This is a genomic window from Stappia sp. TSB10GB4 (assembly GCF_900185745.1).
Taxonomy (GTDB): Bacteria; Pseudomonadota; Alphaproteobacteria; order Rhizobiales; family Stappiaceae; genus Stappia.
In genome coordinates this window covers 22,273-37,519 of the sequence record NZ_FYAV01000030.1, presented here as the reverse complement: position 1 = coordinate 37,519, position 15,247 = coordinate 22,273, and the positions used below count along the sequence as shown (strand labels likewise).

Annotated in this window: 9 protein-coding genes; 1 reads left to right on the top strand and 8 read right to left on the bottom strand. The window is 67.6% G+C overall.

Annotated features, from left to right (window positions below; all coding sequences use genetic code 11):
* Positions 1-2: 2 nt before the first annotated feature.
* The 3 genes from TSB10GB4_RS04450 to TSB10GB4_RS04440 form a co-directional block, all read right to left on the bottom strand.
* Complete coding sequence (locus TSB10GB4_RS04450; RefSeq protein WP_186394722.1) at positions 3-1,067, bottom strand: hypothetical protein; 1,065 nt, start codon at positions 1,065-1,067, stop codon at positions 3-5.
* Positions 1,064-2,251 carry a hypothetical protein gene (locus TSB10GB4_RS04445; RefSeq protein ID WP_186394721.1) on the bottom strand — a complete coding sequence of 396 codons (1,188 nt, stop codon included), beginning with the start codon at positions 2,249-2,251 and terminating at the stop codon, positions 1,064-1,066. Before TSB10GB4_RS04445 ends, TSB10GB4_RS04450 begins: the two co-directional genes overlap by 4 nt.
* A gap of 97 nt (positions 2,252-2,348) precedes the next feature.
* Complete coding sequence (locus TSB10GB4_RS04440; protein ID WP_186394720.1) at positions 2,349-3,437, bottom strand: DUF2793 domain-containing protein; 1,089 nt, start codon at positions 3,435-3,437, stop codon at positions 2,349-2,351.
* Positions 3,438-3,622: 185 nt separating this feature from the next.
* On the opposite strand from TSB10GB4_RS04440, the gene TSB10GB4_RS04435 reads away from it, so the two are divergent.
* On the top strand, positions 3,623-4,279 hold the full coding sequence (locus tag TSB10GB4_RS04435; protein ID WP_186394719.1) for a class I SAM-dependent methyltransferase: 657 nt from the start codon (positions 3,623-3,625) through the stop codon (positions 4,277-4,279).
* 127 nt (positions 4,280-4,406) lie between these two features.
* On the opposite strand, the gene TSB10GB4_RS04430 is transcribed toward TSB10GB4_RS04435, so the two are convergent.
* From TSB10GB4_RS04430 to cysN, 5 genes are all read right to left on the bottom strand, one after another.
* On the bottom strand, positions 4,407-5,075 hold the full coding sequence (locus TSB10GB4_RS04430) for a sulfotransferase family 2 domain-containing protein (RefSeq protein ID WP_186389784.1): 669 nt from the start codon (positions 5,073-5,075) through the stop codon (positions 4,407-4,409).
* A 38-nt stretch (positions 5,076-5,113) separates the two neighbouring features.
* A complete protein-coding gene (locus TSB10GB4_RS04425) occupies positions 5,114-7,090 on the bottom strand; it encodes an HAD-IA family hydrolase (RefSeq protein WP_186394718.1) in 1,977 nt (658 codons plus the stop codon).
* Between the two features lie 25 nt (positions 7,091-7,115).
* On the bottom strand, positions 7,116-12,182 hold the full coding sequence (locus TSB10GB4_RS04420) for a glycosyltransferase (RefSeq protein WP_186394717.1): 5,067 nt from the start codon (positions 12,180-12,182) through the stop codon (positions 7,116-7,118).
* A 32-nt stretch (positions 12,183-12,214) separates the two neighbouring features.
* Entirely contained in the window at positions 12,215-13,204 is a 990-nt protein-coding gene (gene galE, locus TSB10GB4_RS04415; protein ID WP_186394716.1) for a UDP-glucose 4-epimerase GalE, read from the bottom strand.
* 139 nt (positions 13,205-13,343) lie between these two features.
* Positions 13,344-15,245: a sulfate adenylyltransferase subunit CysN gene (gene cysN, locus TSB10GB4_RS04410; protein ID WP_186389788.1), complete on the bottom strand. Its 1,902-nt coding sequence runs from the start codon at positions 15,243-15,245 to the stop codon at positions 13,344-13,346.
* Positions 15,246-15,247 lie beyond the last annotated feature (2 nt).

Genomic DNA, 15,247 nt, shown 5'->3' with positions numbered 1-15,247 from the left:
GCTCACGCGTCGCCGGTCCCTCCGGCGACAAGGCGCGCCCAGAACCCGGCGACCGCCGTCCGGTCGCCGAGCCGGCGGCTGAGCGCGATGCCGCCTTCCGCGATCGCCCGCGCCTTCGCCCTGTCGCGGACGAGCGCCAGCACCGCATCGCGGAACGCCGCAGGCTCATGCGCGGCAAAGAGGCCGCTGTGGCCGTCCTCGATCACCGGACCGAACACCGCCGTCGGCGTATAGATGCCGGCGGCGCCCGCCACCGCATGCTGATGCAGCTTGATGATCGAGCGCCCGTCATTGACCGGATTGACGGCGTAAGGCGCCAGCGCCACATGGTGCCGCGCCCTGTTCAGCCAGCGCTGAAAATCCTCCAGCACCATCGGCGCCCTATGCGCGACCTGCCGCGAGGCCGGCAGCAAGGCCTCGCCCTTGCCTCCCAGGAAGGTCTCGAGGCGCAGGCCCGGCTCGGCGCTGAGCGCTTCGGCAAGACCGGAGGCGACAGCCGCGAAGTCCTCCGCATGGGTCGCCGTGCCGAGGAACAGGACGCGGGTCTCGCCGTCCTCCCTGTCGAAATGCGAAAGATCGTCGGTCGGCGCAAGGTCGGCCGGATGCAGGAAGGCGCCCGGTACCGGCGCCAGCCGCTCGAGCAGCCGGCGGTTGGGCGCGACCGCCACGTCGACGAGATCGCGCAGCCTGGGGAAGAGGGTCGCGAGGAACCGCGCCATCCGCCCCCGGTAGCGGGGATCGAGGCGCGTGTCGCTGGCCATCGCCCACAGATCGTCGTCGAGGAGATAGGCGATCCGCCCGCCCTTGGCGCGAAACGCCGCCAGCAGCCGCAGGTCGCGCGCCGTCACATAGCGCACGACCACGGCAAGGCTCCGGCCCTCCCCGTCGGTCAGCATCAAGCCGTGCTGGCCGATGCGCCCGAGCCGCAGCCCGGCCGCCGCCAGTTCGGCTGCGCAGATCTCCACATAGTGATAGCGCGTCGGATAGGCGGTCTTCGGCCGCCCCGTGAAATGGTCGAAGGCGGTCGCCAGCGCCGCCTTGCGCAACAGGTTCGGACGAAGGGTCACGCGGTGCTCCCTTGCGAGAGTTCCGCGAGCCGTTGGCGCGCAAGGTCATTGTCGGCAAACAACTGTACGGTCTCTTCCAGAACCGAGCGGGCCATATCGTGCTCTCCCGAGCGCCGCAGCAGATGCGCCAGCGTCACCCGGTAGCCCGCAACGCCGGGGGCACGTTCGACCGCCCTGCGCTGAAGGGCGACAGCTTCCGCAAGGTGCTCCGGACGACGGGAGAAGATCCAGGCCGCGAGTACCATTCCTCGATCCCGGTCGGGAAACCGCGCGACGAGCCCGCGCGCCAGATCCACAACCGCTGGACTTGATCCTTCCACTGAAAACCTGGCCCTTGCATGTTCATGCGCCGCATCGAAATGCGACGGGTCTTCCGCCTCGGCAATGCGTGCCCATCGCGTTGCCTCTTCCGCGTTGCCAAGACGCTGGAGAACTCTTGAGCGATGATAGCTGCGCGAAGGCAGCAGTTCCCCTGCGGCCTTCTTGCGGATGATCACCATCTTGGCGGGGCCGGTGGACAGGCCCGCCTCGTTGACGAACGTCACGCCGGCAATCTGCGAGGCCACCTCCAGATAGCGCTCTTCGGGAATGTCTCCTGTTTCCGCGAACCTGCCATCCAAAAGATAGCGGGAGAAAAGCTCTACCGTTTTGGGTACCTGCCGCAGGTTTTCGATCTGCTCCGGCTGCCAGTGGAGATCCTCGATCACGTAGGTGCCGCCTGGAACGAGCGCCGGAAACAGCTCGATGAACGCCGTCTGCTGATGCCACGAGGCATGCGATCCGTCGTCCACCACGACATCGAAGCCCTCCGGACACGCACCCCGCAGTCGCGCAAGGTCCACAGGGTCTCCCATATCCCCCTGCACGAACGTGAAACGCTCAAGCGAAACGGCCGAGAAATCGGAGATGTCGAAGCCGAAGACCTGTGCATTCGGCAGATAGTCCAACCACATCCTGACCGACGGTGCATCGACGGTCTCGCGACGGGCACTGCCGCCCGTCGCCTCCGGCCCACCGACCAGCAGTCCGATCTCAAGGAAATTGAGCGGCTCGGCCCTGCGATGGGCAAGCAGCAGGTCATATACGGCGGTATAGCCGTGCGCGTCGCGGTTGCGATAGCCCTTGTCCGAACCGTATCTGTCCGCGAGCGCACCCAAGTCGGGGGGCTGACCTTGCATGGTCATTGTGAGGCTCCTGCTCGTCGGGTTGTCGGCAACCATACCTAGACCAGCGGGCAAGCGACTACCAGTTCCCGAGCGGGCAATGGGCAGTTTCCACATCTCAAACCGGATTGCCGTCGCGCAGCTTCAGCCATTGCGACCCGTCGGAATAGGCGAATTGCGCCCCTCCGGCCGCATCCGAGACATAGGCGAGCGTGCCGGCCCCGACACTCGCGGCGGACGGCAGCGCGGCCTTGAGATAGGACCCGGTGCGCACCGGCCCCGCCACGTGCAGCCGCGCCGTCGGCGTTGTCGTTCCGACACCGACCTCGCCGCCGCTGGCGATCCGGATCCGCTCGCTGCCGCCGGCGAAAAGCCGGTGCGAGCGCGTCGGCGTGTCGTACATCGACATGATGTCCACTTGCGAGCCGTAGATATAGAAGGCCGAGCGGTTCCAGTCCGGGATGCCGATCCAGGCCTGGGTTCCGCTGGTCCCGCTATTGATCAACTGGAGAAAAACCGCAGTCGAAGACGTCCCGCGAATGCCGCCGGACACCTCCAGCCGCACGGGGCCCGGCGCCTTGCCGATGCCGACATGACCATTGGCGCGATCGACCGTGACGGCCTGAACCCATTCCGTGCCATCGGCGGACACTTTCAACTGCAGATCGTCCGAGCCGAGAAGCCCCAGTTCCGCCCGTCCCGAATAGCCGGACTGGAACATCACGCCGGCGGCGTTGCCCGTCGCCGCCTTGCTCACCTTGAGGGAATGATCGCCTGATCCCCCATCGAACAGGCTTGCCGGACCGCGCACCGCCAGCCGGTTGGTTGCGTCCGCCGTGGCATTGACACCGAGCATGCCGAATGCGGCGGGAAGATCGCCCCACCCCTCACCGTCATGCAGGAGCAGGCGCTCCTCGTCCACCACCCAGGCGAGCCAGCCGGCGCGGGGCGTGTGGAACGCCCAGGCGCCTGCGTGCCTGCGGGCCAGCTTGCCGCCCTGGCCCGCCCATTCTCCCTGGCCGGCCCCGGCGATCACGTATCGCGCGCCGTCGCCGGGATCGGTTGGCGGCGTGTCCTGCGACCTCGACAGCACCGCCAGTTGGACGAGACCGTCGAGGATCAGCAGCGCCTCGTTCTGCGTAATGTGCTTCTGCGCCTGCGAAGCCTGCAGCAGAGGAAGAGACAGATTGAGGGAAGCGTCGGCCATCCAGCGGCTCCTTTGTCCTGCACCTGCGTCAGGATAACAGCCGCTGCCTATGTCGAGGATAATTCGCCCGAAATGGTGACAGTTGAGCCTCGATCCTCTACACGTGTCGACAACAGTTTGCACGCTGGCGAGCCCCCCTGCCATCGACGCTTCAACGCCTGAATACGCCTGGAAAGGACCTGCCTGTGAGTGAAGAACAGCTCCGCACGAACGTCTACGCTGCACTCAAGACTTTTCAGGACAATCTTCGAACCTATCGTCGTGAGACCGGCTCCCCTCCCGAGTTCCTGATCAGCGGTGCGTCACCGGCAATCCCCCGGGAGCTTCTCGCAGGCTGCAAGGTGCTTCCGCGCAGAGAAGACATCATTGCGGATCTTCCCAAGGGGGGGATCGGCGTCGAGGTTGGAACGCAGACCGGTCGCTTTGCCAGAACCTTGATGGATCTGGCGAAGCCGCAAAAACTCTACCTGCTTGATATCGACTACACCCCGTTCCGCAAGGAGCATGTCGAGCAGGAATTGGAGGCCGGCACGGTCGTCACTCGCGAAGGCTCTTCCTGGGATCTCCTGGAAGAATTCGAGGACGAATATTTCGACTTTGCCTATATCGATGCCGGGCACGGATACGAGATGGTCAAGAAGGACCTGGCCGCCTCCTTGAAAAAGGTCAAGAAGGGCGGATACATCCTGTGCAATGACTTTGTTGTCTGGAGCGCTCTCGAAGCGATTCCATATGGCGTGCACAAAGCAGTTTGCGAGACGGTTTCAAGCAACAAGCTCCAGGTCACCCACTTCGCTTTCCATCCTTATGGATATAGCGATATCGCGTTCAGAAACTCCTAACCGTTCGATTCCGTGATTTGCAGCCGCTCTCACAGCAAGATCTGAATCTGGTATCGTAACCATGGAAACCACCAGAACCATTCTCGTGGAGAGAGGCCCCTTTGAAACAATTCAAGGCAACTATTATTTATAACCGTGCCTGCATATAATAGTAGCCTCTCATCAACGCGTAATCTCCGTAACAATACTCAACAAGATTTCTTTGCGCGCGATGGCCAAGATCCTCAAACTTGATCTTGTCGCCTCCCACCTGCTCGCGGCCGAGCTCTAGGGGGTGACCGACCGCATTGGACAAAAGCTCGACCAAGCCTCCGATGTCCTCGATACGAAACACGCGGTGGTAATAGGCAAGGTCCGGACCAAGAAACGCGGATACCGGATCCGTGTGATGCTTGATGGAGCCGGAAAGAATACGGAACTTGCCGATATTGTTGAAGAAATGATCAGGTGACGGATTGGGATGGACGCCCAGGCGCGATGCCAGATCGGCATCGATATGATCTTCCGAAAGCTCCCGATGGAACGCCACGCGATTGCTGTAGGCCGAGAGCAGACGGGCGATCGGATCGCGAATGACCGCAAGACGTGTCATGCCGGCAAAAGGGGCTCTGTCCACATCGATGAACGATGGCGTTCCGTAAGCAGCGTTATGGATGTGCTTGAGAACGCCGTCCTCTTCATACATCTCGAACTTGCGCCCATTGTTCAACTCGAACATGAGCATCTTCAGGGAGGTACACGCTGTCTTGGGAACCGGGAAATAAACGATATTATGGTTATTCAGAACGACAGCCATTCTCTTTCCCTGGTTCTTCTTGCGGCAAAAAGCTCAACTCACCCCACATTCCACAGTCGATAGCCTTCCGGGGAGCGATCCGTCAAGGCAGTGCTGGTCGCGGTGGCGCCATAATTCGCCGCGATCCGCAGCCGGCCGATCACCTCGATCTCGTCGCGGGACGGCCGGCTGAGCAGCCGGTCGAGGCCGCGGAAGGCATCGGCCGGATCGAGCGGCTGCGGGCCGAGGCGGGGATTGGCGAGCATCTCCTCGACAAAGGCGAGCGCGGCCCGCTGGATCGGGCCGATGGCTTCCGCATGCTGGCGCTCCTCGTCGGGGCGCTCTTCGCACACCGCGGTGATGCCATCCGCCGTGCGGCGATAGCCGGCCGTCGAGCCGTGCCCCGCTGTGTGCAGCAGTTCGACCAGGCTCGGGCTCTTGCGCAGGGCCTGTGCCCGCAAGGTCCCGTCGAGCGAGAAGAGATAACCGGCCGCGTCGAACCCGGCGAGCGTCGCCCTGTCCAGGAAAAGACCGAGATAGCGTCCCGACAGCCGGCCATGCCAGCCGCGTGCGCGCAGCACCTCGCCAAGCCCCTTCTGCAGCGAGCCGTGCCAGCCGATATCGACCAGCGTCACCGCCTCGGCGCCCGTCACGCCTTCCTGCGCCAGATAGTCGGCGAAGAGATCCGCATGCGCCTCGTTGGCGGCCTGCAGCGCTTCGCGGCACGCCTCGAACAGCTTGGCGAACCGCCCTGCCCCGGCCTTGTCGCCGATCGCCACCACGTCCTGCGGCGACGAGAAGCCCGCAGCCCGGATCTCAGCCGCGAAGGCGTGCGGGTCGAGCCCCCAGCGCGCCAGCGCGTCGGCCGGGGTCAGGCGGGCCCAGTTCTGGGCGAACAGCGCGGCCGCCGCCTCCGGCTCGCTCACCGCGCGGGCCCGGTAGATCGCCTGGCGCGACACCATCAGGTAGCGGCTTTCCGTCCTCGTGCCGAAGCGGCGGCGGAACAGGTCGAAGGCCTGCTTCATCACCAAGCCGTCGCGCGAGCAGAAATGCAGCGCCGGCGTCTCGTTCGCCTGCGCCTCCCGGTGCAGCCAGCCGGCCATGCCGAACAGCAGCGGCCCGAGGCATTCGCGCCCGACCCGCTGCAGCACCGGCATGTGCTCCGGCTCGCGCGGCGCGATGCCGGAGCCGAAGAGGTCGTCCGCAACGCTGGCGAACACCGCGCTGGAGGGCTGCGGGCTCGGATTGCGCCAGTCGATCCGCCAGCGTCCGACAAGTCGGCCCGCCGGATTGGCGACCCGCAAATGCGCGATGCCGGCCTGCAGCGCCCGCGAGCCGTCCGACCACGGATTGTCGCCGACATGGGCGATCTGCCGCGGCGCCACGCCCATCTCCTCGCAGACATGGGCGTAGAGATCGCCGTGATGCTTGGTGTGGTCGATGTCGCAGGAGACGAACAGCCGCTCGTGCCCCTCATAGCCGTTGCGCGAAAGCGCCGCGTTGATGAATTCGGCGGAGGAGTAGAAGTCCGAGACGAGGACGACGCGCTTTCCGGCCCTGACCGCCCAATGGTAGATCGGCTCGACGCCCGGGACGGGGCGCAGGTGCTCCAGTTCGACCTCCTGCTCGATCCGCTGCGCCGCCTCCAGCGCCGCCTGCGCCACGCGCGGCCGCCCGAGGGTCGGCAGCAGCGCGTCCATGCGCGCGTACATCTCCGCGAGCGTCACCTCCCGGCCCCGCCGCTGTTCCAGCGCGCAGCGCGCCTCGCGCTCGCTGCGCATCCGCAGGCGCGCGAAGTCCGCGGCCGAAAGGCCGAGCAGCGGCCCCGCCCGCTCGCCGATCGTCAGGAACAGGTCGATGGGCCGGAATATCCCCTCGCGCCGCAGCAGGGTCTCGAAGACATCGAAGGAAATCACGTCGAAAGGCGCAAGCCGGCGCAGGACGTGCGGCAGGCCATCGCTCGCACCGTCCTCCCTTGCCGCCACCGCTGCAACGGGCAGGCTCCCCGCGTCCAGATCGAGATAGTTCAGGGTCATGGGCGTTGCCTTCGCGGGTGCCGGATCAGCGCTTGCGGGTGATCAGCTTCTCGATATGCTTCATGTGGTCGCCCCGGTCGATCAGCAGCTTCTCCAGCCAGTGCATGTGCTGGCGCATCTGCCGGAGCTCGTCCGTCACCTCCCGGTGCAATTCGCCCATGTAGAGCATCTGGCTGTCCGCGCCGCCCCGGCCACTCGCCAGTCCCTCGCGCATGTGCCGGTTGATGTAGAGCGCCCGCTGGATCCGGTGCACGTCCTTCTGGGCCACCACCGTATTGCCGTACTGGCTGGTGGTCCCGGCGGAGCGGTGGTGATAGAACGCCAGCGGCTCGCGCAGCACGTCGATGCGGAACCGCTCGGCGGCGCGCAGGTGGAAGTCCCAGTCGCCGAGCACCGGCAGCTCGCCGTCGAACAGGCCGACCGTCTCCATCACCACCCGGCGGAACAGGAAGGAGATCGGCGGGAACTGGTTCTCCACCGACAGCCGCGTCAGTTCCAGCGCCTCCATGTCCTTGAACAGAAAGCGCTTGCGCTCGATGACGTTCTCGCCCTCGATATCCTCGATCACCACGGTCGCATGGGTGACGACGCCGCCGACATCGGGCGGCGAGGTGTCGAGATGGGCGATGCAGCGTTCCAGGAAGGTCGGATCCCAGGCGTCGTCGTCGTCATGCACGACGAGGAACTCGCTCGCCGAATTGGTGACGCCGGCGTTCGAGGCGTTCTCCATGCCGGTCGAGACGGGATTGTTGATCACCAGCACCCGCCCCTGGAAGGCGGCGCGGCGCGCCTCCACCAGCCGGCGCACCGGCTCGGGATCGCCGCCGTCGTTGACCACCACCAGCGCCCAGTCGGTATAGGTCTGCGCCAGCACGCTGTCGAGCGCGCGCCGCAGCAGGAGCGGCCGGTCCTTGGTGCGCATGATCACGGCGACGCGGCCATAGGCCACCCGTCCGGCAACGGCGAGCCCCTTGCGGGCCGGCAGGTGCGGCGCGACCGCCGGCTTGTCCCAGCGCTGGGTCAGGCCCTGCGCCAGCATCAGCATGCGGTGGATGCCGTGCGGCAGCTCGTGCGAATAGGCGCGGATGTTGCGCTGGAAGTCGACCTGGGCGCTCTCGCGGCCGCGCAGCATGCTCTGCGCCGCGACCCGGTACCAGAAATGCGCCCGGTTCAGCAGCTCGTGCCGCAGGCCGAGCGTGCTGGCCCTCGCGAACAGTTCCCAGTCCTCGTGGCCGCGGCCGAAGTCCTCGGTGAACCCGCCGATCGTCTCGAAGGCGGCCCGGGTGATCAGCATGTTGGCATCGCCGAAGCAGTTGGACAGCACGCCGACGGCAAGATCGGGGACCAGCGGCACGCCGATCTCGCGCGGGATGTCGTGCCCCGGCTCGATCGCGTCGGTGCCGTCGAACATGGCAAAGCGCGAGGTGACGATGTCGGCGCCCGTCGCCAGATGCGCGTCGACAAAGGCGTCGATCATGCCCGGATGGGCGAGGTTGTCGTCGTCCATGAAGACGATCAGCTCGCCGGTCGAATTGCGCACCGCCGTGTTGCGGGCCGCGCCCAGATAGCTGTTCGGCTGGCGCACGATCCTGCCGTTGACGGCGGCAAGCTCGGCCTCGATCTCCGCCAGTTCTCCGGCGATCCCCGGCACGGCGCTGCCATCGTCGACGACGACGATCTCCAGCTCCGGGTAGCCGCAGGCCAGCACCGAGGCGAGCGTCTGCCGCAGCAGGCTGGTGCGGTTGAAATGGCTGATGCAGACGCTGACGCGCGGGCGCGGCGCAGCGCGGGCGGCCTCAGCGACCTGCGGTGCGGCAGATGCGATCTCCCGCGCCAGCGCGGCGCCGATGTCACCGCCGACGGTGCCTGCCGGCAGCACGGGCCGGCTGCCGTCGAGTGCGGCTTCCAGCGCGTCGGCAAGGTCGGTGGCATTGCCGGCGCGTACGGACGACAGGTCGGCGGCGGCGAGCCCGGCGGAGACCGCCATCGCCTCCCAGACGGTGCCCTCGACCGCCGGAAGGCGTACCGAGAGGCCGTTTTCGGCATAGGCGCCGAGAAGGCCGGCGAAACTGTCGAGCGTCAGGTCGAGATGGATGCGCAGGTCGAAGCGCCATTTGCGGGCCCGGTCGCGCAGATAGGCGCCGGCGCGCCGGCCGCGCAGCCAGTCCTCGGTGCCGGCAAAGACGATGCCGAGCCTTTCCGGGTCGATGCCGGGCCGCCGCATCAGGCGGTCCAGCGCGTCGCACATCTGCACGAGCCCGGAGCGCGTGCGCAAGGGCGCGGCGAAGACCAGCCAGCGGCGCTCGCCCGTCTCCCGCGGGGCGCCGCTGACGCCTGCCGCGGAGCCGATCTCCACTGGGACGACGCGCGCGCGCTCGGCGATCGACGGCTCCAGGGCGGCGCAGGTCCCCAGCACCTCGGCCGAGGGAGCAAGGACGCGGGTGCAGGCGGCGAGCGCGGCCTTTTCCAGCGCCTCTTCCATCAGCAGGTCGGACCGGTCCAGCAACTGGTCGCGGTCGAGCAGATCCTGCACCGCGAAGGTGTCGGCCAGCACCACCACCTGCGTCGTCGCCGGCAGCAGGCCCTGGCGGCGCGAGGTGGCGCAATAGGCGAGGATGCCGGACCGGCTGGTGCCGGCGATCAGCGAGAAGGCATTGGCCCGCGCCCACAGGTCCAGCGCATAGGCCCGCTCCTGCGCGCCGCCGGCCGTCGACGGCAGCACCGCCGGCGGCAGCGGCACGAAGGCGGCCGAGGCCAGCAGGCCGGCATTCTCCCGGCCGACCAGATCCACCACCAGCGGCTCGAGATCGCCGCTCGTCCCGCGCAGCGAGGCGCGGTGGCCGCAGGACACGATGGTGAACGGGGCAATCCCGGCGCGGGCGGCGGCGACGGCTGCCAGCAGCACGGCGCGCGCCTCCTCGCGCGACTGCGCATTGGCGAGAGGATCGGGCAGCACGAAGCAGGCGCCGGTGCGGCTGTGGCCGGCATCTTCCAGCCGGAAGGCACCGCCCGTCAGCGCGAGCGCCTGCTCCAGCAGCACCCGGCCCTGGTAGGACGCACGCACCTGGATGGCGGAGCCGGGCGCCAGACGGCGCTCGAAGCGGAAGCCATGCGCGTCGGTGAGGAAGCTCTCGGCGGCAAGCTGCGGATGCGGATCGCCGGCCGCGCGCGTTTCCACCACCTTGCCGTCGACGATCAGCGACACCTCGGCGACGGCCTCGCCGTCCCAGGGCAGCAGCACCCAGCCGCAGACGGCGCCATCGACCTGCTCGACCCGCGCCAGCGCATTGGTCTTCGGCTCGCCCGCCTGGAACAGGATCGGCCGCTCGGGCCAGCGACGCGCGTCGCCGACGATGCGCGCCTCGACCCGATGCGGCAGCCCGTCGCGCCAGCGCGCCGAAATGCCGACGGAGAAGCGGCCGATGCCGGCCTCGTCGTCCGGCAGACCGCGAGCGATCTCGATCGCCACCGGCTTGTCGTCGATCAGGATCTCGACCGCCGTCTCGCGGTTGGCCTGCCAGCGGTCGGTGACCACGCCGGCAATGCGGTCGTCGGCGATGTCGAGGGCAAGATCGAAGCGCTGGAACGCAAGCTCCCTGGCAAATGCCTTGACCGGTGCCGCGCCATCCGCGCCGGCCACATCGATGCGAACGGCATGGGTGCCGTCCTCCAGGTGCAGCGCCGGCACGGCGACATCGAAGGCAAAGCCGGGCGCGGCGGGCAGATCCGCCACCTGCCGCTCGCCCACCCACAGGCCGCAAGTGCCGTTCGTTGCCGTCAGCAGCAGCCCCTGCCCCGCGATCCTGCGGTCGGAGATCTCCTGCACCACCAGCGCCAGCGCACCGTCCGCCGCGACCGTGAGCAGCACGCGCGCCGAACTCACCTGCTGGCCATTGGCGAGAACGGCGACCCGCACCTGGACCAGGCCGTCCTTGCCCGCCGTCTTCGCCAGCGCGGCGATATCGCCCGGCTGCGCGCGCCAGGAGAAGGCGTGCAGCGCGTCCGTCGTACCCTGGTGGACGATCTTGCCGTCCAGCGAAATCTCGATCTCCACCGCCGCGCCGGAATTCTGCGGCAGCCAGGCCGCACCGTCGACGGCGAGCGGCGTCAGCAGCGTCAGGTCGCAGCGGATCTTGGCGAAGCTGCGGCTCTCGACCACGTGGAAGGGCTTGGGCCGCCCCTTGCAGCGCAGTTCGATGGTGTGCGGGCGCCCGTCGCGCAGCACGGCCGGGATGGCGAAACGGAAACTGCAGGAGCCGCCCGCCTTGCCGGCATCGGCAAGGTCCTGGCGGTAGATGTCGGCGACGGTTTCGGCCAGCACGACGCCGTCCTCGACCAGTTCCAGCGGCAGCCGCTTTTCCGGCGTCGAGGGCGCCCAGATCCAGCCGACGACCCCCTCGTCATCGACCGCATCGACATGGAAGTCGAGCGCGGCGGCGGCCGCTGCCTGCGGGAAGATGTGGAAGGGCACGCGGGCCCCGGCGAGGCGCAGGCTGAGCCGCCCCGGCGGCGTCTTCGCCACCTCCTCCGGCAGCACCAGGGCGAAGGCATGGGCGCCATCGCCCTTGCCGGCGAGCTTCAGGTCCTCGCGATAGGCATTTGCCGTGGTGCTGGCGACCACCCGTCCGTCGGCCACCGCCTCGATATGCGCCCGCTCGCCGGGGCGCTTGGGCAGCCAGGCCCAGCCGGTGATGCGGCCCGGCGTCTTGCTGTCGATGTGGAATTCGACCTTGCCGGTGGCAACGCGCGGCGCCTGCCAGAACGGGCGGCGCGCGCCCTTGCAGCGCAGGCCGAGCCGCCCGGTCGCGCCCGGCTCCGGCAGGGTGACCGTGAAGCCGTGGGCGCCGTCGCCCTTGCCGGCCTTCATGAGGTCGTCGCGGAACTGGCTGGCTTCCACCGTTGCCAGCACCTGCGTGCCGTTGAGGATTTCGATGGTGATCCGCTCGCCCGGCCGATGCGGCCACCAGGCCCAGCCGGCCACGAGCACGGGACCGGCCTTGTCGACATGGAAGTCCGGGCGCGGCCCACGCCAGAAGGCGAGGTTTGCCAGCAGCTTCTTCTTCGCAGGCCTGTTCGTCCCAGTGTTCAACATCTCTGTCCCGATCTGAAAGTTCTGCCGATCAATCACTTCGAATAGGCGCCGCGCTGGTGCCAGCGCCAGGCATCCGCAATCATCTCGTCGAGGGCGGAGCGCTGCGGATCCCAGCCCAGTTCCGTGCGCGCGCGGGTGGAGCCGCAGACCAGTTGCGTCGCGTCCCCGGCGCGGCGCGCACCTTCCTTCACCGGCACCGCCTGGCCGGTGACGCGGGTGGCCGCCTCGATCACCTCACGCACGGAGAACCCGCGCCCGGTCCCCAGGCAGAAGACGCGGTTGGGCTTCCCCTCGCGCAGCCAATTGAGCCCCGAAAGATGCGCATCGACAAGATCGCAGACATGCACATAGTCGCGGATGCAGGTGCCGTCCGGCGTCTGGTAGTCGGTGCCGAAGATGGTGATGGCGTCGCGCCGGCCGCTGATCGCGTCGAGCACCAGCGGGATGAGGTGGGTTTCCGGCACGTGGCATTCGCCGATCTCGCCGTCCGGATCGGCGCCGGCCACGTTGAAATAGCGGAAGATCGTGTGGCGCAGGCCGGCCGAGACGGAGAAGTCGCGCAGCATGTCCTCGATCGCCCGCTTGGAGGCGCCATAGGCGTTGATCGGCGCCTGCGTCGTGTCCTCGTCCAGCACCACCCCGTCCTGCTCGCCATAGGTGGCGCAGGTCGAAGAGAAGACGAAGTCGAGGCAGCCGGCGGCAATCGCCGCCTCCACCAGGGTCAGCGTGGCGCCGACATTGCCGCGCCAGTAGCGCTCGGGGTGCTGGATCGACTCGCCGACCTGCGACAGGGCGGCGAAATGCATGACGGCAACCGGCTGCCAGCGGGCGAAGACCTCGTCGAGCCGCGCCCGGTCGGCGAGATCCCCCTCCTCCACCGGCCCGAAGCGCACGGCCTCGCGCCAGCCGGTGGCGAAATTGTCGAAGGCCACCGGTTGATAGCCGGCGCGGCGCAGAGCCTTGCAGCAATGGGAGCCGATATAGCCGCCCCCACCCGTCACCAGAACAGTTTCCTCGGCCATGCCCTGAGTCCCGTCGCTTCCGATTGTTGCAGCGCATCATGGCCAGCCGTCGCAGCAACATTATGACGCGCGTCACAAGGTTGCCTTTCCCGCTGCCATCGGTCCCGGCTCCCTGCAATCAGGGAGCCGGGGCCGGTGTTCAGATCAGGTCATTCGCCTCCAGATAGGCGATGATCTCGTCGACGATCTCCTCCGGATCGCGGCCGAGGGTGCGGATGTGGAGTTCCGGGTTTTCCGGCGCCTCGTAGGGGCTGTCGACACCCGTGAAGTTGCGCAGCTCGCCCGCATCCGCCTTGCGATAGAGGCCCTTCGGGTCGCGCCGGCGGCACTCCTCGATGGGCGTGTCGATGAAGACCTCGATGAAGCGCCCGTCCGGGAACAGTTCGCGCGCCATGGCGCGCTCGCTGCGGAACGGCGAGATGAACGAGACCAGCGTCAAGAGGCCGGCATCGACGAATAGCCGCGCCACCTCGCCGACGCGCCGGATGTTCTCCACCCGGTCGGCATCGGTGAAGCCGAGGTCGCGGTTGAGCCCGTGGCGCACATTGTCGCCGTCCAGCGTGTAGGTGTGGCGGCCGCGCACATGCAGCTTCTTTTCCAGAAGCGAGGCGACCGTCGACTTGCCGGATCCGGACAGGCCCGTGAACCACAGCGCCGCCGGGATCTGGCCGAGGCTCTGCGCGCGCGCCGCCTGGTCCACTTCCAGCGCCTGCCAGTGGATGTTGGTCGCCCGGCGCAGGGCGAACCAGACCATGCCGGCACCGACCGTCGCATTGGTCAGCCGGTCGATCAGGATGAACGAGCCGGTGGTGCGGCTCGCTTCATAGGGGTCGAAGGCGACCGGCACCGTCAGCGCCAGATTGGCGAAGGCGATCTCGTTCAGCTCCAGCGTCTTGGCCGCGACCCGCTCGAAGGTGTTGACGTTGATCTTGTGCTTGATCTCGGTCACCGAGGCGGTGACCGTCCGCGTGCCGATCTTCAGCAGATAGGAGCGGCCCGGCAGCAGCGCGTCCTCCGACATCCAGATCAGATGCGCGGCGAACTGGTCGGCAACGTCCGGACGGGCGGCGGCGGAAGCGATCACATCGCCGCGCGAGGCGTCGATCTCATCGGCGAGCACCAGCGTCACCGCCTCGCCGGAGGCTGCGCTTTGCGCCTCGCCCACCTGCGACAGGATGGTCTTCACCGTCGAGGTGCGGCCCGAGGCGGCCACCACGACCTCGTCGCCGACGCTGACGCGGCCGCCGGCAATGGTGCCGGAAAAGCCGCGGAAGTCGAGGTTCGGGCGGTTCACCCACTGGACGGGGAAGCGGAACGGACGGGCAGCGTCGTCGCGGCCGACCTCGACCGTCTCCAGATGCTCCAGCAGCGTCGGCCCCTGATACCAGGGCATGTTGTCGCCCGGGGCGGTGACATTGTCGCCGTAGCGGGCCGACAGGGGGATCGCCACCAGCGTCTCGAAGTCGAAGCCTTGCGCGAAGGCGCGGAACTCGGCCTCGATCTCGCGGAACCGCTCCTGCGAATAGCCGACGAGGTCGATCTTGTTGATCGCCAGCACCACGTGGTGGATGCCGAGCAGCGAGGCGATGAAGGCGTGCCGCCGCGTCTGGGTCATCAAGCCGTTGCGGGCATCGACCAGCAGCACGGCGAGATCGGCGGTCGAGGCGCCGGTCGCCATGTTGCGGGTGTATTGCTCGTGGCCGGGCGTGTCGGCGACGATGAACTTGCGCCGGTCGGTGGCGAAGAAGCGATAGGCGACGTCGATGGTGATGCCCTGCTCGCGCTCGGCCTCCAGCCCGTCGACCAGCAGCGCCAGGTCGATGTCGTCGCCGACCGTGCCGTGGCGGGTGGAGTCGCGCTCCAGCGCGGCGAGTTGGTCCTCGAAGATCAGCTTGGTGTCGTAGAGCAGCCGCCCGATTAGGGTCGATTTGCCGTCATCGACGCTGCCGCAGGTGAGGAAGCGGAGCTGGTCCTTGTTGACCTGGGACAGGATGTACTCGCGCACGGCCTCGTCGGAGGTGGTCGGATCCGGGTTGAGCATGG